Below are 18,709 nucleotides of genomic sequence, written 5' to 3'. Positions count from 1 at the left end.
GCAGCGGGCCATCCGGCTTCTAGCGTGAACGGTATGACAGACACCGCAACCTCCACGCCCCTCGTCGGCATCCCGCAGCGTCTCGACTTCGACGCGCTCGCCCCCGTGTTCTCACGCGCCGTGAGTGCGCTCGACGATGCCGCGATCGGTGAGACCGACCGCGCCGGCATCGACCCGGGCCTGCGTGAGCTCGTGCGCCTGCGCGCCTCGCAGCTCAACGGATGCGCCTACTGCGTCGACCTGCACAGCCGCGACGCCGAGAAGCGCGGCGTGAGCGCCCAGCGGGTGCAGGCCGTCGTGATCTGGCGGGACTCGCCCTTCTTCACGGCCGCCGAACGGGCGGCGTTCGAGCTGACCGAGTCGATCACGCGACTCTCGGAGACGCACGTTCCGGATGCCGTGGTCGCCGAGGCCCGCGCCCACTTCAGCGAGCAGCAACTCGCGGCGCTCGTGTCGCTCATCGTCACGATCAACGTATGGAACGCGATCGGCGTGACGACGCGGTGCTGGACGCCGACCCTGCGGCGGTAGGGGTAGTCCCACTAGCATCGTCCCGATGGCCGCTCCCACATCCGACCCCGCTGCGGAGCTCCCCTCCGACCCCGACACCGACGTCGTCGACGTACCCGTCGGCCCGCCAGTTCCCGGTCCGCTGCACCTCGCATCCCTCGCGCTGGTGTTCGTGGGGGGCACCTTCGGCACCGCGGGGCGCGAGGCGCTCACGTTGCTCATCCCGCCGAGCGGTGGGGTGCCGTGGGCAGTGCTCGCGGCGAACCTCCTAGGTGCTTTCGCGCTCGGGGTGCTGCTCGAGGCGCTCGTGCGACGTGGCGCCGATCACGGCGCACGCCGCACGCTGCGGCTCCTTCTCGGCACGGGCTTCCTCGGCGGCTTCACGACCTACAGTGCACTCGTCACCGACACCGCCGTGCTCTGGGGGTCGGGAGCCGCGGGGCTGGCCACGGTCTACTCGCTCGGCACCCTGCTGGTCGGTGCGCTCGCAACGGTGGCGGGGATCCTGCTCGCGGCTGCCGTGCATCGTCGCCGTGTGGATGCGGAAGCGGCGGCATGAGCCCGTTGCTGTTCCTGGTGGTCGCCCTGGCTGGGGGCGTGGGGGCCGCGGCCCGCTTCGCGCTGGATTCGGTGATCCACTCGACCACCGCGCGGCGACGGTTGGGTACCGCGCTGCCGTGGGGAACTCTTGCGATCAACCTGTCGGGCTCGCTGCTGCTGGGTGTGTTGGTCGGCGCCGTGGGTGCGGGTGCGCTCGGGGACGAGTGGCAGTGGGCGCTCGGTTCGGGGTTCCTCGGCGGCTACACGACCTTCTCGACGGCGAGCTTTGAGACGGTGCGGATGCTGCAGCAGCGCCGCTGGACGGCGGGGCTGGTGAACGGTTTGCTGCAGCTCGTTGTGGCGACGGCGCTCGCGGGTGCGGGGCTGTGGCTGGGCTCTCTGCTCTGAGCTGGGCCGTCGCGGGTGGACTGTCGGTGCGGCTGAGGACGCGGCTGACGAGCGAGCGCACCGACCGGGTGCTGGAGCGCGTGACTGCGGGGGTGCCTGAGGGCTGGCCGGAGTCCTGAGCGCGCTGGACTGGACGCGCCGGGGTCAGGCGATGAGTTCGTAGCGGCCGGCGCGGCGGGGCGTCTGCTGGGGGTCGAGCCAGACGGGCGGGATGAGGTAGGGCGTTCCGTGTTCTCGTCGGAGTGCCCAGCCGTCGTGGTCGAACCTTCGGTGATGGTGGGGGCACATGAGTGCCCCGTTCTCGAGGTCGGTTTCGCCTCCGAGTGCCCACGCGAGAAGGTGGGCGACTTCACACCAGGCGGGTGGCATGGTGCAGCCGGGCCAGATGCATCCGCCGTCTCGGGCCGCGAGTGCGCGCCGCTGGGCGGGGGTGAAGAGCCGGGCGGAGCGTCCGAGGTCGAGAACTTCGGAGTCGGTGCCGAGAACGACGGGGATGAGTTCCGCGTCGGCAGCGAGGCGGCGGGCAGTGCCGGCGCAGATGGGCTCGTCGACCCCGGCGATGGCGGCGGTGCCGACGCCGGTTTGCAGGACTTCGAGCGGCACGGTCACGAGCATGGTGACGCTCGTGCCGGCCAGGGTGCCTTTGTCGTTCGCGAGTGACTCGCGGCACACGGCGATAAGCGCATCGACGCGTCGCTGGCTCAGGGGGCGGGTGTCGACTTCGTCGTTCGAGGTGGGCGGGCAGTCGCAGTCTGCGCCCTCCATATCGCCTGCGAGCTCGCCGGGCGCCTCCACCAGCACGAATCCCCACTCGGTGAGGACGTAGGCACGCGACCCTTCGCCGTCGGCGAGGCTGTCGCAGACGCCGCACGTGCATCCGTCAGGGCTCGAGCTGGCGTCTGCCGTGAAAGCGACCTGCCGCCGGGGCGCCGTGTGGGCGTCGAGGGCGGCGCACACGAAACCGGCGCCCTCGGGGTGCATGTCGGCGATGAACCGGATGATGCCGCTGGGGAGTTTGCGCATGGTGACTTTCGCGCGGGCTCGCAGCTGATCTTCGCGGGGTTCGGCACCATCGGGGTCGAAGCGGTCGGGCAGGGTGCGAGTGACGCGAGCGAGTTCGCGCGTGGTCAGTGAGGGCGCGCACTGCACGAGGGTCGTCTCGACGGTGTTGAGAGTCTCAAGGTCGGCGTGGTCGGCGACCGCGTCGATGCCGCGCGCGACGATGGATGCCGCACGTGCGCCGATGGCACCGTCGAGCACCGCGGCGGCGAGAGGCTCATGCCGGCAGGGGAGCACTTCACCCTGCAGCGACGCGCGCGGCGCGATCGCCTCGCCCACGCGATCCCAGTCGCGGATGATGCCTTCGTCGATGCGCAGCAGCTCGCGCAGCAGTTCGTCGCCGAAGCGGCCACCCACGTCGCCGCCGAGTGCCTCGCGGCGGAAGTCGGCATCCGTCTGAACGCGCCGCGTCAACTCGGCCGTGAGCACCGCACCGAGCCTGTCGACGCTGCGAGCAAGATCACCGAGGGTGCGCAGCGCGTCGAGGAACTGGGATGTGTCCATCGCCGCAGCGCTGTCGAAGGGTGCAGGCACGAGCGACTCGATGAGGGTCGCGGCCCTCATGGTCTGCTCGGAGAACAACACGTACACACCTTCGATCTAGGGATGCTGCTAGCCTATCAGAAATCGAACAGAGATACGAATAGATCGGAGGGAACTTGGGACAATCGTCGTACATGGATTCCCGTCGGACTCCGCCGGCTCCGCCGGGCGTTCACCGCGAACCTCTCGCGGCCCGGGCGCGTGCCCGCAGCATCCGCTCGCCCGCATCCACGTAGCCCTCGAACAGCGCGGTGACGTCGGCGAGGCGCTCGCCTGCCCGCGGCCCGTCGACGAGGGCCGCCCCGGCGTCCAGCACCCGGATGAACGTGCGCGTGCGCTCGTGGCTCGCCGCGAGCAGTTGCTCGAAGCCGCCCGCGGCCTCCACGAGGAGGCGGCGGCTTCCGGCTTGCGGGATGGTGCGCGCGAGTCCCCAACTCACGAGTTCCCGCACCCCGGTGCTCACCGCGCCCGCGCTGAGCTGCAGTTCGGCGCGGAGGTGGTCGAAGGTCACCGGTTCGGCGTGCAGCAGCAGCGCTCCATACACGCGACCGGTGGAACGGGGCAGATTCCAGGATGCGAGCACGTCGCCGAGGGCATCGATGAACTGCTGGCGCTCGTCGCGCTCGTCGGCGTCGCGCTCGTCGGGATCGCGTCCTGCCACCTCGCGCCGCTCGGGATCGCGCTCCACCTCGCGCTGCTCGGAGCGCCGTTCGGTGTCGCGCGGCGCACCTTCGCGCGCGTCGGAGTCGCGCCCCGCCTCACGCCGCTCGGGATCGCGTCGCCCGGTCGCACCACCCCGACTCTCCGCACCACCCTGACTCACCGCGCCACCGCCACTCATCGCGCCGCCTCGAGCAGAACAGCCGAGACGGCCTCGGGCGCGTCGAGGCTCGGCACATGCCCGGCATTCGGGATCACGTGCTCGGCGACACCTTCGGCGCGCGCCCAGTCCGGCATCGCGGTGGCGATGTTGCCCGTGCGGTCGCGTTCGCCGCGGATGAGCGTGAGCGGCACGGGCGTGCGGTAGCCGGGATCGGGCGCCACGAGGGCGGTGGTCGCCCGCCAGACGTCGAGAAAGCGGGCCTTCGGCATCCGCGCGAACGCCGCCTCGAGCGCCTCGACGGCCGCGGGCGTGACGGCGGATGCCGACGCCATGAGCCGCGGCAGCCGTCTCGCCGGGATGAGGGCGAGGCTCGGTGCCGCAAGGCGCAGCGCGAAGCGCTCGATGGCCGAGAGCGGCCCGGTGTTCCACGTGCAGTCGATCGCGACGAGGCCGCCGACGAGCTGCGGATGCCGCCGCACGAGCTCTTGCGCAAGGTTGCCGCCGAGCGAGTGCCCGACGAGCACCGCGCTCGGCAGGTCGAGGTGTTCCAGCAGCGCCACGAGATCGTCGAGCAGATCGGATGCGGTGACCCGGATGCCGTCGTCGAGCGTCGAGTCCCCGTGCCCGCGCAGATCGACGGCGATGACGTGATGCCCGGCCGCAGCGAGCGCCTCGACCTGGGGGCGTACATGCCGCGGTCGACGCCCGCGCCGTGCACCAGCACGAGCGGTCGCTTCGGCCCCTCGACCTCGAGGTAGCTCAGGGTCGCGCCGGGGCGGCGGAGGGTCGCTATTTTCACCATTTGCTGAAAATAGCACGGCGTTCATGCGCCAGACTGGGCGCTATGTCTTCCGTCGACGTCGCCGCGCTCGCCCTTAACGTTCCGGTGCCCACCGAACTGCAATGGACCGACACCCGCCGTGGCGAGGAGTTCGTGCTGCAGTCGATCACGGTGCGCCTGCTGCCCGACGACTCCCTCGCCGCGAAGGCCTACGGCCGCCCGGTGGCCGGGGGTCGCGGCGGCTACGTGTCGTTCACCGTGCCCGACCGGCCTGAGCTGCACGCCCTCATCGAGGCCGCGGCTACCCGTGCCGCCGAACGTTGGGCCGGCCACCGCGGTATCGGGTGAGGCCGTCGCAGCTCGCCGATGGCGCACGTCACCTGGTCGAGCGTGACCGCCCCGATCTCCGTCACCCCTGAATCCGCACCGAGCCGAATCACTTCTGTGCGGGCTCAGGCTGGCCGAACGCCCACGCGGGGTAGCCGCTGTCGAGGAGCCAGCCGAGGGTCTCCACCATGAGGAGGTTCGGATCGCATTGCGCCGCGAGTTCGTGCATCCGCGCTGCAGCCGACTGCGACCCGCGCGCCCACAGCATCCAGGTCAGGATGCACAGGGTGCCCGCCCGGCACGATGCCGGCGCGTGGGCCGCGGCGCGGCGCAGCACCTCGATCGCGGTGACGAGCCGGTCGTGGTCGGGACGCACCCGCGAGCGGCCCAGCAGGAAGAGGTCGTCGTCGCTCGGCGGCCGCTCGGCGAGCGATCTCTCGGCCAACTCGTCGAAGGTCTCACCCGTCTCGGCCTGCCGATCCAGATACTCGAGCTGCTGCTGCAACGCGAGTTCGCCGTGCTCGGCACCGGCCGCCAGGGCGATGAGCAGCACATCGCGTGACGCCGGGGAGTGGGCGATCAGGTTGAGTTCCGCGAGCTCGCCGGGCCCGATGTTCTCACCCCGCTCGCCGGCCGCGACGAGCCGCTCCGCAAGCGCGACGGGGTCGAAACTCGCCTCGCGCGCGATGCCGAACGAGTCGAGACGGTTGCCGTATGCGAGCAGTTCGGTGATCTTCGCGTGCACGCGCTCGGCGAGCTCCGGATCGGTGGGCGGCAGTTCCGACCAGCCGCTGACATCCGGAAGCACGCCGGAGTGGAAGGCGGCCTCGAGCGCCGCGCTGCTCTCGGTGATCTCCGCCAGGGGGCGACCTGCGCGCGGGCGCCCCGGATCGAGGTAACTCGCCCACGCATCGGCCGCCACGCACGCGGCCTCCTTGATGGTGACACCCGCGCGCCGGAGCTTGGGCTCGACGGCACGCCACAGTTCGAGGTGCGGAGTGCCCTGACGCTCGGCGAAGGTCTCGTCGGTGTAGATCACGATGGCCACGCCGTCGACGCGCGCGCCGGTGCGCGACGGCAGCTTGCCGAGGTTGGCGGCGAGCCAGGTGCCGACGGCGCGGTAGCTGCTCGTGCGTTCGTCCCTCGGCAGGTCCATGCGGACCGCCCCGCACGAGCGTTTGTCTCGGAAGAGAACCGCCACGATGCTGTTGCGCGCGGTGAACCCGGTGACCGCCGGCACCGTGGCGAGGAAGTCGGCGGCGGTGGTGGTGCGCAGGATGGTCGGTTCGGTGAGCGTCATGCGGCCAGGATGCTGGCCCGGCGAGCGCCGTGGGGGCCGAGGTGGCCGATCTGTGGAGAACTGCCGGATCCGCCCGCTGTGGAAAACCGCCGAACGGTGGCCGGCGCGCCTCAGCCCGTCACATCGCGGCGCGTGAACACAGCCCAACCAGCCGCGAAGAGCGCGACCGCAACGGCCCACGGCCAGGCGATTCCGGCATCCCATCCGTTGGCGAGCGGGTCGCTGCCATACGCCCACCACAGCGGCGAGAACCCCGCAGCCACTCCACGTCGGGCGATTGCGCGCCCACCGCGTTCAGCAGGTAGGCGCCGACCGCCACGAGTGCTCCGGCGAGGATCGCCCAGCTGCGGCGACCCGTGGCGGCCCCGACCGCGAACGCGGTGGCGAAGGTGAGCGCGGCGAGCCCGAGTTGGGCCACCACGGTTGCCACGAGGTGGGCGGGCTCGATCTCGAGCTCGCCGGGTCCGTTGAGCGCGAGCACCATGAGGAACCCGACGCCCAGCATCAGCACGAACTTGAGCATGATCGCGAGCGCCCGCTCGAGCAGCACGCGACTGCGCGTGACGGCGTGGGCGAGGGTGAGTTCGAGGCGGCCGTCTTCCTCGTCGCCCGCGAGAGCCGCGGCGCCCCAGCCGATGCCGGCGATTGCGGGCAGGGCGAAGCCGAGCAGGCCGAAGTAGGTGGCCTGCGCGTAGCCGGTGCCGGATGCGATGCTCGCGAACCCGAGCGAGTTGACGAGCGAGGGCGGCATCGAGGCAAGCAGGTCTTCGAGCTGCCCGCTCCCGGCGATCGAGGGGTAGAGCGGCAGGTAGAGCGCGAGCACGGCGATGATCGCGACGGTCCAGCCGATGAGGCCGCGCCAGCTGTCGGCGAGCAGGCGGCGGGTGAGGGGGCGCGTTCATCGGGTGGCCTCCTCGGCGGGTGCGGGGGTTGCGGGTGCGGGGGTTGCGGATGCGGATGCGGCGGGTGCGGATGCGGTCGGCCCGGTCGCGGCGCCCGTCGCCCCCGGCCCGTCGCCGTCGTAGTACCGCAGCACGGCGGCCTCCAGGTCGGGCTCCTCGACCGTCAGATCGAGCAGCGGCACCCCCGCGAGCGCCTTCACGAACGCGTCGACGTGGGTGTCGACGGTGGCGGTGACGGTCGTGCGATCGGCGGTGTCGGTGCTGCCGTCGAGGGTGACCCCCTCGACACGTTCGAGCGCCGCGGCGAGCGGGGCGGCATCCGCTGTGCTGACGGTGATGCGCGCCTGCCGCACGGCGCTCTCGCGCAGGGCGCTGACGGTGGCGACTGTCATGATGCGGCCCTCGCGCAGGATCGCGACGCGGTCGGCGGTGAGCTGCACCTCGCTCAGCACGTGCGAGCTGAGGAACACGGTGGCGCCGCGGTCGCGCGCCTCGCCGAGCATGGCGTGGAACTCGCGCTGCACGAGGGGTCGAGACCGCTCGTGGGCTCGTCGAGCACGAGCAGTTCGGGGAGTGCTGGAAGGCCTGGATGAGCCCGAGCTTCTGCTTGTTGCCCTTCGAGAGGCTGCGCACGGGGCGGCTGAGATCGATGCCGAGTCGTTCGGCGTAGGCGTCGGCGGTGCCGCGCGCCACCGTGCCCGAGATCGCGGCGTGGTGGGCGAGGAAGGCGCGGCCCGACATCCGCGCCGAGAGGCGAAGCTCGCCCGGAAGGTAGCCGACGCGGGCCCTGAGGTCGGCGCCGCCTGCCCGCGGTTCCTGCCCGAGCACCCGCACTTCGCCGGCGGTGGGCCGCACGAGGTCGAGCAGGATGCGCATCGTGGTGGTCTTGCCGGCCCCGTTCGGGCCGATCACGCCGTACACGGCGCCGGGCGGCACGTCGAGGTCGATGCCGCGCAGGGCGGTGTGCGATCCGTAGCGCTTCTCGAGGCCGCGGATGCGGAGGGCCGGGTTGGTCATAGCTGCTCGTTCTGGGCGTCGATCGCCGCGCGGGCGGCGTCGAGCATGGTGCTGTCGCTGTAGAGCCCGTCGGTGTAGAGCTCGAGCGAGGGGAGGGTGAGGCGCGCGAGCACGGCGCTCGAGAGGATATCGCCGCCGAGTGCGCGCTCGAGGTGGCCGCGCAGGATGACCGGCGCGAGACCGTGCAGCGTCACGAGCAGGGCGCGTGCCTCGGGGTCGGAGCTCGCGCGCATCGTGCCGTCGGCGACGCTCGCGTCGAGCATGGCGCCGGTCTCGGCGAGCAGGAGGTCGAAGACCGTGCGCCCGTGCTCGCCGCCGTCGGTGAGCATCATCGCGAGGTAGTCGACGAGCGGACGGAACTGCTCCGGCTCGGCAAGCCACTGCTGGATCGTGGCGCCCGCCTGCGCGCCGAGCGCGTCCGCGCGCTTGTCGCTGAGCTGCGCGAGCATCCAGCGGTCGCACTCGTCGCGCAGGCCGTCTTTCGAGCCGAAGTGGTGGATCACGAGCGCGGGGCTGACGCCCGCCGCGGTCGCGATGTCGCGCACGCTTGTGCGGTCGTAGCCGCGCTCGCCGAAGAGCCGCACGGCGGCGTCGCGGATGCGGGCGGTCGCGGTGATGTCGTCGGGGCCGGGCGAGGCGGATGCTGAACGCATGTTCAGTAGGCTAAACGCTTGTTCAGTGCGGCGCAAGTGGACTGTGGCCGCTGGTTTCGAGACGCCCGCTGCGCGGGCTCCTCAACCCGCGGGGGTGGCCCGCTGCGCGGGCTCCTCAACCGGCGGGGTGGGCGGGCGCCTACGCGTCGACGTCGTCGAGGCGGGCGATCACGACCTCGAGCATGCGCGCGAGCTCGCCACGTTCGGCGTCGCTCAGGTCTTGCAGCACGTCTGACTCCACGACATCCGAGCCCCGGATGGCGAGCGAGAACAGCTGCCACCCCTCGTCGGTGAGGCTCACGAACACCCGCGTGCGGTTGGTGGCATCCGGGGTTCGCTCGACGAGGCCGCGCTCGGCGAGCTTGTCGAGGCGGTGGGTCATGGATGACGGGGCCACGCTCGTAAGGTCGGCGAGCTGGCTGGGGGTGAGCGGCTCGCCCGCCTTGGCGAGGGTCGTGACGACGCCCCACTCGCCCGCGGCGAGGTCGAGGTCGGCGAGTTGGCGGGCGTACCACTGGTCGAGTTTGCGGTTGAGGCTCTGCACGGCGGTGATGACGCGCTGCACCGACTCCTCGCCGCCGGCCTTCACGTAGGTGGCGACGGCGCGGCGGTACTGCTCTTGGGTGCTTTGCGTGGCGCGGGGCATGCGCTGATTGTGTCACGCCGCGTTTCGACTGCTAATATTTCGACATCAAAGTCTTCGACGTCGAAGACCGGGGTTCAGGCATTCGACGAGGGAGACACATATGCGCGCCAAACTGCTCGTGCTCGGCTCCTCGATCGGCTCGCTCGGCTGGGGCGCGGTGCTGCCGTACCAGTTCGCCTACGCGGCCGAGACCCGCGGATGGGGCCTGTTCTTGGCGGCGGCCGCGGCATCCCTGTTCTCGCTCGGTGCCCTCGTGGCCGCCCCGATCGCGGGCCGACTCGCCGACCGCTTCGACCCCGTGCTGGTCGCGGTGGTGTCGCAGCTGATCGGCGCGGTGGCCGTGGGCCTGCTCGTGTTCGTGGGGGATGCCGCGATGTTCCTTGTCGGCATGCTCGTCTTCGGCCTGGGACTCGCTGGCGCTGTGCCCGCCAAGCAGGTGCTCGCGCTGCAGTGGTCATCCAGCGGGGATCGCCGCAAGATCTTCGCCTACAAGTTCACGGGAGAGTCGCTCGGCATGGCCGCGGGTGCGTTCCTGGCGGGGCTCGTGGTGAACCTCGAGCGCGCCGACGGACTCAACGTCGGGTTCCTCATGGCGGCGGGCGGGTTCGTGCTGTCGTCGGTGATCATCGGGTTCGCGGGGCGCGTGCGCGGGGAGTGGCGGATGCTGCCGCGCTCGGCGCGGACGGCGTGCGCCTCGACGACCGCGGCGTCGACGACGGTGGCTTCGGCGACGGGGCCGCGGCGGCATCCGCCGGTCTCGACGCCGAGACGGGGGCGATCGCGGTGATCGACACCGCATCCGCTTCACGTCGCCAGCGCGGAGCGCTGCGCACGATCTTCGCCGACCCGGCGCTGCGCTGGATCGCGGTGCTCACCACGACGCTCGCGCTGGGCTTCTACGCCCAGTTCGAGTCGGGGTTGCCGGCGTATGCGATCACGGTGCTCGCGGTTGACCCGTCGGTGATCGGCACGGCGGCGGCCGTGAACTGCCTGGTGATCGTGGCGCTGCAGGTGCTGGTGGTGAAGCTCACCGCGAAGCGCAACGCGGCGAGCCTGCTGATGGTGGTGGCGAGCATCTGGGTGTTCTCGTGGGTGCTGCTGTCGGTGGCGCACTTCACGCCTGGCATCGCGGCGGTGGTGTTCATCACCACGTACGGCATCTTCGCGGTGGGCGAGACGATGTACAGCCCGGTGCTCAACCCGCTGACGGCGTCGCTCGCGCCGCGCGGCATGGTGGGGCAGACCCTCGGCACGGTGGCGGCGCTGCAGACAGCGTTCTCGGCGGCTGGTCCGCTCGTGGCGGGGGTGTTGCTGGGCGCGGGGCTCGTGGATGCGTTCCTCTGGCTGCACATCGCGATCAGCTTGGCGGCGTTGTTCGCGGCTTGGCGGATCCGGCGGCTGCTGGCGGCGCGGGCGGTGGCGCGGGCCGCGGTGGTGCGGGGTGCGGATGCGGTGCGGGCGGATCGGGAGCCGCCGACGGCGCCGATCGGGCTGGTGGGGGTGGGCGCCTGAGGCGCGGGCAGCGGTCTGAGCGGGTTGCGCACGGGATCGATCCCTACGGTGCGATCTGCGGCGGCGAGTTCGCGGAGTTCATCATCGGCCGGTCAGGCATAGTGTGGAGAGCCACCACGACCCAAATATGCTCACACGGGCGCATGGTAAGCTGAAGGCCTGGGCTGGCCGTAAGGCCCTGGTCCACCCTTTAGGCGGAGACATCCCCGCCTAAAGCCTTTCTGGAGGCACTCCAGTTGTGCGGGAACTCAGCATCTTCGTTGATGAGTCCGGTGATTTCGGTCTGCTGGCGGTCGACGGGCCCACCAACTCGCGCAAGGGCGCCGGGGATGCAGTGACCTGGCTGCCGCCGAAGAAGTCTTTCCGCTGCGCCTACGTTGCGCGGCAGGTGTCGGTGAAGGCGACGTACGGCCTGTGGGTCACGCAGGCGGAGCACGACGCGATCGCGCGTATCCTGGCGAGCTGCCCGAATGAGCCAGCCGTCACGTCGGCCTTCGCTCCGGCCGCACCGGTCGCTGCAGCGCCGGAGCCCGCTCCCGAGCCTGCACAGCCATCGCCGGTGGCCGCGCCGATTCATGTGGGAGATCCCGGGTATTCGCGGAAGCTCGATCGGGACGGGGATGGCGTCGGCTGCGAGTGACGCGGACGCAGCCTGCACGGCCCACGTGGAAACTGAATCAGAAACGATCGTGACCAGAGGGTGCGCGGTGTCGGCGGAGAGCACTACCTTTCCTCTATCCCACCTGGCCGGAGGATGCGCCCGAATGCACACTGCCCCGAACCTGCCGACGCAGCACCATGTTGTCGCGTCGTCGTCGCCCGCGAAGTGGGGGTGTCAGCGGCGGAGATCTCGGCTGACTGAGCGCGCTTCGAGTTCTAACCTCGAATGCAGGTGCAATGCGTTGCCCGTTGTGCGACCTGGCGGATACCCGATCCGACATGGGGTGCGCACAAGGAACGGAGATGACGTCGTCGTGGACGGTGAGTTTCGATGAGTCAGGCGCGCCCGGGCCGCGCACGTACCACGTCCGCAGCAGTGGCGTCGAGGTGGCCACTCGTCATGGGGCTCTTGGCCATCTCGCTGAGCTTGGTCCTGGCGGTATGGACTGCGACGACCGCGAGCGCGCAGCCCTTCGTGGGGGGACTGAGCTTGCCGTTTGCCGACATCTCGACTCTCGGGCTCAGTGTTGGCGGATACGTGCTGACCCCCGTAGTCGTCTTCGGAGCGCTCGTGTGGGATCGGCTCGCTCAACGTTTGGGGCTTCGAGACCGGAACTTCGGGCTTAAGCCGCAATACACCGTGACGCTTCAGTGGTTGGCGGGTGCAGGCATGCTGCTCGCTGCCTGGCATGTGCTCAACATCGCCTACGGATTGAGCGGCGCATGAGGCGGGGGTTCGCGTACTTCTTGCCGGCCTGATGATCGCGGCGGCCGGGGCAGCGGGAGTGCAGCCGGCGAACGCGGTCAGACTAGGCCAAGGGGATCTCCTGAGCTCCCTCGGAGAACAGGGCATTGACGACCTTCGCGCATGTCTTGCTTCGTCGGACACTCTCGACGCGTATTACCTCGTCGACAGTTCGGGCAGTATGAAGAAGACCGACCCAGGCATCCTGCGGGCCGAACTCTTGGCCAATAGCCTTCGCGAGTTGGCGTCGCTCAGTGAGGACGTCAATGTTTCATACTCGCTCGGATTCTTCTCGTCTCGGTTCACGGCGTCGATTCCTTGGACGGCTGTGACAGCTGGGTCGATCTCTCAGGAGACGGATCGAGTCACGGATGCTGTGCGCGCGCAGCCCGCTAGCGGCGGCACGGACTGGCAGAGCGCGATCGCGGGAGCGCAGACGGAACTGCAGAGCTCCGGCCGCGACGGGTGCAAGGCGCTCATCTGGTTGACAGATGGCGGTATCAGTGTGGGAAATAACACTCCCGAAACCAACGCCACCGCGCTCAACCAACTCTGTGGAATGCCGATTCGTGCCGACGGTGCTCCTCCCGTCGCGGGAGCTGGTGGCGTGTTCAACGAGTTGCGACAGGCGGGCACGGTTGTCTTCGGCGTGATGCTCCGAGACAACGGCGTCAAGGACTCACAGATCGAGTACGTGCCCTACATGCGCCCGCTTGTGGAGGGCGAGGGCGAGGTGGCCGGATCGCCGGTGACCTGTGGCGAGCACCCGATCCCGGAACGGTTCGCTCACGGTGTCTATCTCGAGGCGTCAAGTGCCGACGACCTCGCGGTCGTCTTTCTTCGACTTGGGGCACTCGTGGGAGGCGGAACCGAGTCGCCGTTCGCTGCCGACGGCACCTTCCCCGTCGATGCAGGCATAGCTTCCTTCTCGATTGTGACGAGTTCGCCGGAGTGGACCCTGCACTCACCTCAGGGTCGCGCGATAGATGCGTCGACCGCCGAGGATTCCGGCTTCCGGCTGGAACGTTCGGGTGGCGCGGCTCGCCTCATCTCGCCACTGATCGAAGCCCGAGATGTCGGGACTTGGCGTTGGGAATCGGCATCGCGCGAGGCCGACACGCTGTACTACGCAAGCGGTCTCCGGATGCAACTTGACGAGCCCAAGACCTTTCTCGCTGGTGCCGACAACGAACTCAGCGGGAGGGTGCTGCGCGATGGCTCGGACCGTGCGAATCTCACGGACTACCGGTATGAGCTGAGCTTGAGCGTGGTGACGCCTGCGGGCGTGTCTGAGGTGAACGCTGACCGCATCGACCTTGACGAGGAGGATGGCGAGTTCACCTTCCACTACCTGGCCACCGATGCGTCAGGGGTCGTCACGCTGCAGGCTTCCTCGAGAGTGTCAGCACCGTGCCTTCGGGCATTCCGTTAGCGGATGTCGCAGCTCGGCAGGATGCCACGATCACGCTTCCCGACAACTACCCGACCGTGACTCCGGTGCCCGTGCAGTTGTCTGAACTACGGGGAACCGAAGGAGTCGCCGCGGGCGCGCTGACGCTGCTCGCGCCGGCCGACGGGACCGCGGGCATCGTCTGCTTCCCGGACGGAATCGCACCGGTCATCGACTCGGATGCCGCACAACGTGAGGACGGGTGGACGTGGTCCTCGGATCTCGAGTCGGATTGCATTGACCTCAGTCCGGGGGCTACAGCGCTGGTTCACCTGAGCGCCTCCAATGCGACGGCCGCCAATAGCGTTGTCGCAGCCCACCTCGCCGTCGAGTACCGTTCCGCATCGGGTGAGCCGCTGTCGGGCACGGTGCCGATTGCGTTCACGAGTACTCGACCTGTCAACGCGGCGGCGTTCAGCATTCTCGCTTTCGTGCTGCTGGCGGTCGGGCTGCTCGTTCCGCTGGCGCTGTTGTGGCTGTTTGGATGGTGGTTCACCCGGATCACGCGGGGGCGTGAATTGCTCCGCGCTTCCGTTCCCGTGCGCATCGCGCAAGACGGTCGGATCACTACCGACGACGGCACTGCTTTGGAATCCGCACGTTGGGGGCTTGATCAATTCCGATTCGAGCCGCAGCGTCCCGACGGACGCAAGTTCGCTGATCCGGATCTCGGCAACTTCCGGGCTCGGGTGGGTCTGAACCCGTTCGGGAGGCCGTGGTATCAGCTCGAGGCGCGCGATGGCCACGTGGTCTTCGGGCCGAGTGCCTACCTTCCGCCGCGTCAGCGATCTCTTGGTGTGCAGGGTCGAATACTCGGGGTGCACGGGGACCTTGGCCGCGTTTGGGCGCTTGTGGTGCGAGAGACGAGTTTGGCCGCATCGCGCGACGAGCCGATATCAGCCCGACTTGTTGTGTTCGTGCGCAACCCCACGGGGGAATCGGCGGTGTATCAAGACCGCATGCGGGAGATTGCGGGCTACGGCGGATTGGTCAAGCAACTGGCAGCCGCTCGCGACGCGCTCGCCGAGGTGAGTGCCCGGACCGCGCGTCAACGTTCGACGGAGTCACGCGTGAGCGCAGCTCGGGGGTCGAGGCCCACCGTCACGGAGAACCACACGCCATCGGCGAGAACCGATGGTGAACCGCCGAGACGAAACGAACCTCGCAATACGCAGAACGAACCGCCGCAGCGCGGTGCCTCCTCGCGACCGTCAGATTCGCATCGACCCAGCGGAAGCAAGACGGTCGAGCCCCCAGTCGCTCATCCGGTCCTGCCACCGACTCGGGTGCGCCTCCTCGCCGTTCAGGTACAGGCCGCGATGAACCTCCGCGTCGCGAACCGCGCACGGGCGACGACGACCCTCCACGACGGTCGCGCTGAGCGGCAGTGCACCAGACCATTTGAGACTGAGTAGAGACGAGGTATCGAGATGTTGCGACCCTTCCTGATCGTGGGCGTTGGCGGCTCCGGTGGCAAGACGATCCGTGGGCTGCGCCATGCCCTGGAGTTGCGACTAGAGCAGGCAGGGTGGAAGCGAGGGATCCCGGCGGCGTGGCAGATGATCCACTTCGACACGCCGCTGAAGCAAGACGGAACGGACTACGTGATGCCGTTCATCCCCGCAACCGACTACAAGGGGCTTGTCGCGAGCGGAGCCTCGTATGACGGAGTGCACGCGTCGATCGTGGCGCAGGGCATCCCCGCAGATGTCACGAACGATGTGTACCGGATGCTCCCTGATCCCGCGCGTGTGAGTGTCGATGTCACGAAGGGTGCGGGTCAATTCCGAGCGGTCGGGCGTGCGGTCGCGGTGTCGAAGCTCGCTGACATCTCTCGAGCGGCCGCGAACGCTATCAACCGCATGCAGGATGCGACCGCACTCGGGGAACTCCAGTCTCTGGGTGAGCACCTCGGAGCACGGACCGAAGGCGGAAAGAACGCCAACCCGACGGTCATCGTGGTTTCCTCGATCGCGGGAGGTTCCGGCGCGGGTCAGTACCTGGACGTGATCGAAGCAGTGAAGTCGGTGGTGCGCAACGAACCTTGGGCTCATCAGTTCTTTGCGCTTCTCTACGCGCCCGATGTGTTCGACCAGATCAAGGGTTCCGCGGGTATCGCGAGCAACGCACTGGCGACCGTCGCAGAGACCATGGCTGGCTTTTGGGCGCAGACGCCGTCGAAGGCGAGCCTCGAGCTCTACCGCAGCAAGGGCGTGAGCCCCTCGTATGGGTCCGCTCGCGATCGTGTCGGCGCCGCATATCCCTTCATCATCGGTCGCCAGAACTCACGCGTGGCCTTCGACAATCAGGGCGACGTCTACTCCGCAGTGTCCACCAGCATCTCGGCATGGATGGCAGACGACAAGGTGCAAGGGGACATCGACGAGTACGTCACGGGAAACTGGAGCGCAAGTGTTGCGGCCTCCGTTCTTCCCGATGCCACGAAGCTGATGAGGCCGTTGGACCAAGCCCCGCCTTTCTCATCGCTCGGATTCGGACGCGTCACCCTCGGGCGCGAGAAGTTCCTCGACTACGCCTCGGAGCGGCTCGCGCGATCCGTGCTCGACCGCATCCTCTACGCACACGGGGAAGAGGATCCGCGGTTCGAGCAGCGCACTGAGAACGAGTGGATCGAGTATCGAAAGTCGCAAGCACTGGAAGCTTTCATCCGGGACCTCGAGCTCGACGAGGAACTCGACGGGCGGGACGACGTCATCAACAAGCTGCGGCCAGAGCAGGCGCGCGCTTCTCTCGCGTTGGAGTTTCGGCAGCAGGTATTCGACAAGAGCGCCCACGGCTTCGACAAGACGGGTGGCCTCGACCTGAACGATTGGCACTATCGCCTGACCGCCGCTCGTGAAGACCTCGTCGGCGGGTACCTCGCGCGTGACACCGCGGAAGTGGAACAACTGGTGGCGCGCTGGGTGGCAGAGGCACCAGAGCACATTGTCGACACAATCGAACGCTTCATCGCACGTCACGGGCTTGCCGTCGTGGTGGAACTCATGCGGGAACTCTCGCGTGTCTTGCGTGCGGCATCGGAGAACCTCGCGAAAGAAGCGGATCAACGTCGTGGCTGGTTGACGCGCGTGTCGGGACGCGTGAGCGAGGCGCTGGGTGCAGCGGCGAATGCGGACTCCATCCGCCCCGAACAGGATGTCGTGGAGCAAGCACTCGACGACATCGAGGACTCCTTCGGCTGGGAGTCCGAGGCCAATTTGCGCGAAGTTGCCTCGAAGCTTCTCGAGGAACTGCGGAAGGACTTCATCGAGCCTCTCGCCGACTACCTGTCCTCGGCGCGCCAGGCGCTGCTATCGCGTGTAACCGATCGCGTCCAATCGGATGGTCGCGAGAACCCCTACGACAGCTGGCCCCAGCGCATCGACTCGACGGTTCCGCGCAAGTACAAGCCGGCCCCGAACGAGCGGCTGTTGGTGCCGCACACCGAGTACCCCGCCGAATTCGAGCGTCTCGTGGAGAACACATACGAGCGCCGCCGCTACCAGGAGGCGGTACTGGATGTGATCTCGGACATGGTTCGCGGACCCGGGGCGGATGACGGGATCGAAGCAGGGAAGCGCTGGTCCTTCATTGATATTCGCCGTGGTTGGAAGCCGGCCACGACGGGCAACCCCGCGCAACGCACGGCCAATCACGAATCTCCGAAGTTCTTCGTCGCCAACGACATCGATGTGTACCAGGACCGTGCTCGATATTGGATGCTGCGTAAGGGGTTCCCCTTCTTCGGCTACATCTCGGAGAATCTCGACAGCTATTTCAACGCCGAAGAGATCGACCCAGACCGCCTCAAGCAGCGTCGCGACGTTTTCCGCGAAGGGTTGACTGCGGCGCTCGGGGCAAGCGAGCCCCTCGTCAAGCTGAACCCGGCGCTTCTCTCCGAGGTGCACGGCAAGGCCGTTGGCGAGCAGAACCGGCTTGTCTTCAGCGCCATCCCGTTCGCGGAGGGCACCGAGATGTACGAGGTCACCAAGTCCGTCTTGACGAGCGCCGGGGTCTGGGACGAGAACATCTCAAAGGGATGGTTCAAGGACTCGAAGGTCGACCGGATCGAAGTCTTTGCGATGTCTGGTTATCCGTATGAACCGATCGTCATGGACTCCGTGATGGGCCCCATCGCGCGTGGATGGCTGACCGACTCGACGACCACCGAGGCGCGCGCTGCCTTCTGGAAGTGGAAGCGCGCGCGCCTTCTCCGGGAAGCGGTACCCGCTGACCCGGAAGTGTTCGACTCGATGGTGCGCGGCTGGTACGTCGCGAAGGTGCTCGGGCAACTCGATGTCGACCGTTCTGATCTGGATCGTGGTCCGAAGCTCTCCATCTGGGACGCGGAGCGTCGCGAGTTCGCAAGCTTCCCGCATCCGTTGCTCTATCCGGGAGCGGCACCAGCGTACGACTACCCGGGTGTCATCATGGAGTCGCTCATCATCGCACTCGCCCTGTGCAATTCTGAGGGGTCTCTGGCTCCGCTCCGGGCATATCAGGTACTCATGCGCCTCGGCGGGCAGCGCAACGTGCTCTCGCCAGTGCTCACGGATTGGCTTCGCGATGGTTTCATGCCGCAGGGAAGCCCGACACCAGCCGCCGAACGCGCAGGCACCGCGGCTGGCACGCTCTCTGAGCGACAGACGGCGGTACGGGAGCACCTCGACAAGGAACTCAGCGACTTCCGCGACGAGGTGGAAAAGCAGAACACCGAGACCTCTGTATTCGCATACCCGGTGAGCTGGGAGATCCGCGACACGATCCAGGGTGGACTGCGGGAGCTTCGTGACGGCGTGCTGGAGACCAAGCCGGACTCGACGGGCATTTGAT

General features: G+C 68.5%; 20 protein-coding genes and 1 pseudogene. 12 read left to right on the top strand and 9 right to left on the bottom strand.

The window, feature by feature from the left end:
* Nucleotides 1-33: 33 nt before the first annotated feature.
* From QQK29_RS17155 to crcB, 3 genes are read left to right on the top strand one after another with little or no spacing between them, the layout of a single operon-like run.
* Nucleotides 34-531 (top strand): carboxymuconolactone decarboxylase family protein, encoded by a 498-nt coding sequence (locus QQK29_RS17155; RefSeq protein WP_284301814.1) that lies wholly within the window; start codon nucleotides 34-36, stop codon nucleotides 529-531.
* A 25-nt stretch (nucleotides 532-556) separates the two neighbouring features.
* Nucleotides 557-1,069, top strand: a complete 513-nt coding sequence (locus tag QQK29_RS17150; RefSeq protein WP_284301813.1) for a fluoride efflux transporter FluC — start codon at nucleotides 557-559, stop codon at nucleotides 1,067-1,069.
* Nucleotides 1,066-1,458 carry a fluoride efflux transporter CrcB gene (gene crcB, locus QQK29_RS17145; RefSeq protein ID WP_284301812.1) on the top strand — a complete coding sequence of 131 codons (393 nt, stop codon included), beginning with the start codon at nucleotides 1,066-1,068 and terminating at the stop codon, nucleotides 1,456-1,458. The genes QQK29_RS17150 and crcB overlap by 4 nt, the downstream gene beginning before the upstream one ends.
* Before the next feature lie 144 nt (nucleotides 1,459-1,602).
* Here crcB and QQK29_RS17140 read toward each other — a convergent pair whose 3' ends face one another.
* From QQK29_RS17140 to QQK29_RS17130, 3 genes are all read right to left on the bottom strand, one after another.
* Complete coding sequence (locus QQK29_RS17140) at nucleotides 1,603-3,102, bottom strand: HNH endonuclease signature motif containing protein (protein ID WP_284301811.1); 1,500 nt, start codon at nucleotides 3,100-3,102, stop codon at nucleotides 1,603-1,605.
* A 130-nt stretch (nucleotides 3,103-3,232) separates the two neighbouring features.
* The gene (locus tag QQK29_RS17135; RefSeq protein ID WP_284301810.1) at nucleotides 3,233-3,901 is read right to left on the bottom strand and encodes a GbsR/MarR family transcriptional regulator; all 669 of its coding nucleotides are present in this window, start codon (nucleotides 3,899-3,901) and stop codon (nucleotides 3,233-3,235) included.
* Entirely contained in the window at nucleotides 3,898-4,515 is a 618-nt protein-coding gene (locus tag QQK29_RS17130) for an alpha/beta fold hydrolase (RefSeq protein ID WP_284302037.1), read from the bottom strand. Before QQK29_RS17130 ends, QQK29_RS17135 begins: the two co-directional genes overlap by 4 nt.
* Here QQK29_RS17130 and QQK29_RS17125 point away from each other — a divergent pair.
* Both QQK29_RS17125 and QQK29_RS17120 read left to right on the top strand, forming a co-directional pair.
* On the top strand, nucleotides 4,426-4,641 hold the full coding sequence (locus QQK29_RS17125) for a hypothetical protein (protein ID WP_284302089.1): 216 nt from the start codon (nucleotides 4,426-4,428) through the stop codon (nucleotides 4,639-4,641). The two genes, QQK29_RS17130 and QQK29_RS17125, sit on opposite strands and share 90 nt — an antisense overlap.
* Before the next feature lie 86 nt (nucleotides 4,642-4,727).
* Nucleotides 4,728-5,012 (top strand): hypothetical protein, encoded by a 285-nt coding sequence (locus QQK29_RS17120; protein ID WP_284301809.1) that lies wholly within the window; start codon nucleotides 4,728-4,730, stop codon nucleotides 5,010-5,012.
* 88 nt (nucleotides 5,013-5,100) lie between these two features.
* Here the strand turns inward: QQK29_RS17120 and QQK29_RS17115 are convergent, their stop codons facing one another.
* The 6 genes and pseudogenes from QQK29_RS17115 to QQK29_RS17090 form a co-directional block, all read right to left on the bottom strand.
* Nucleotides 5,101-6,291: a DUF4192 family protein gene (locus QQK29_RS17115; RefSeq protein WP_284301808.1), complete on the bottom strand. Its 1,191-nt coding sequence runs from the start codon at nucleotides 6,289-6,291 to the stop codon at nucleotides 5,101-5,103.
* Nucleotides 6,292-6,409: 118 nt separating this feature from the next.
* Nucleotides 6,410-7,114, bottom strand: coding sequence for an ABC transporter permease subunit (locus tag QQK29_RS17110; protein ID WP_284301806.1), 705 nt, complete (start codon nucleotides 7,112-7,114; stop codon nucleotides 6,410-6,412).
* A gap of 75 nt (nucleotides 7,115-7,189) precedes the next feature.
* The gene (locus QQK29_RS17105) at nucleotides 7,190-7,717 is read right to left on the bottom strand and encodes an ATP-binding cassette domain-containing protein (protein ID WP_284301805.1); all 528 of its coding nucleotides are present in this window, start codon (nucleotides 7,715-7,717) and stop codon (nucleotides 7,190-7,192) included.
* 100 nt (nucleotides 7,718-7,817) lie between these two features.
* Nucleotides 7,818-8,210: pseudogene (locus QQK29_RS17100) on the bottom strand (ATP-binding cassette domain-containing protein); the annotation flags it as partial.
* Complete coding sequence (locus tag QQK29_RS17095) at nucleotides 8,207-8,863, bottom strand: TetR family transcriptional regulator (RefSeq protein ID WP_284301804.1); 657 nt, start codon at nucleotides 8,861-8,863, stop codon at nucleotides 8,207-8,209. The pseudogene QQK29_RS17100 and the gene QQK29_RS17095, both read right to left, overlap by 4 nt.
* Before the next feature lie 139 nt (nucleotides 8,864-9,002).
* On the bottom strand, nucleotides 9,003-9,509 hold the full coding sequence (locus QQK29_RS17090; protein ID WP_284301803.1) for a MarR family winged helix-turn-helix transcriptional regulator: 507 nt from the start codon (nucleotides 9,507-9,509) through the stop codon (nucleotides 9,003-9,005).
* 100 nt (nucleotides 9,510-9,609) lie between these two features.
* Here QQK29_RS17090 and QQK29_RS17085 point away from each other — a divergent pair, with 100 nt between their 5' ends.
* From QQK29_RS17085 to QQK29_RS17055, 7 genes are all read left to right on the top strand, one after another.
* Complete coding sequence (locus QQK29_RS17085) at nucleotides 9,610-10,296, top strand: MFS transporter (protein ID WP_284301802.1); 687 nt, start codon at nucleotides 9,610-9,612, stop codon at nucleotides 10,294-10,296.
* Nucleotides 10,197-11,021 carry an MFS transporter gene (locus tag QQK29_RS17080; protein WP_284301801.1) on the top strand — a complete coding sequence of 275 codons (825 nt, stop codon included), beginning with the start codon at nucleotides 10,197-10,199 and terminating at the stop codon, nucleotides 11,019-11,021. Before QQK29_RS17085 ends, QQK29_RS17080 begins: the two co-directional genes overlap by 100 nt.
* Nucleotides 11,022-11,259: 238 nt before the next feature.
* On the top strand, nucleotides 11,260-11,661 hold the full coding sequence (locus tag QQK29_RS17075) for an excalibur calcium-binding domain-containing protein (RefSeq protein WP_348533899.1): 402 nt from the start codon (nucleotides 11,260-11,262) through the stop codon (nucleotides 11,659-11,661).
* A 429-nt stretch (nucleotides 11,662-12,090) separates the two neighbouring features.
* Nucleotides 12,091-12,408: a hypothetical protein gene (locus QQK29_RS17070; protein WP_284301800.1), complete on the top strand. Its 318-nt coding sequence runs from the start codon at nucleotides 12,091-12,093 to the stop codon at nucleotides 12,406-12,408.
* Between the two features lie 31 nt (nucleotides 12,409-12,439).
* Entirely contained in the window at nucleotides 12,440-13,858 is a 1,419-nt protein-coding gene (locus QQK29_RS17065; protein WP_284301799.1) for a vWA domain-containing protein, read from the top strand.
* A complete protein-coding gene (locus QQK29_RS17060; protein ID WP_284301798.1) occupies nucleotides 13,837-15,291 on the top strand; it encodes a hypothetical protein in 1,455 nt (484 codons plus the stop codon). Before QQK29_RS17065 ends, QQK29_RS17060 begins: the two co-directional genes overlap by 22 nt.
* Nucleotides 15,292-15,306: 15 nt before the next feature.
* Nucleotides 15,307-18,708: a tubulin-like doman-containing protein gene (locus QQK29_RS17055; RefSeq protein ID WP_284301797.1), complete on the top strand. Its 3,402-nt coding sequence runs from the start codon at nucleotides 15,307-15,309 to the stop codon at nucleotides 18,706-18,708.
* Nucleotide 18,709: the final 1 nt, after the last annotated feature.

Source organism: Homoserinibacter gongjuensis (assembly GCF_030161875.1).
GTDB classification, from domain to species: Bacteria; Actinomycetota; Actinomycetes; order Actinomycetales; family Microbacteriaceae; genus Homoserinibacter; species Homoserinibacter gongjuensis.
Note: the sequence above shows the minus strand (reverse complement) of the source record. Positions and strands in the feature narration are given on the sequence as shown.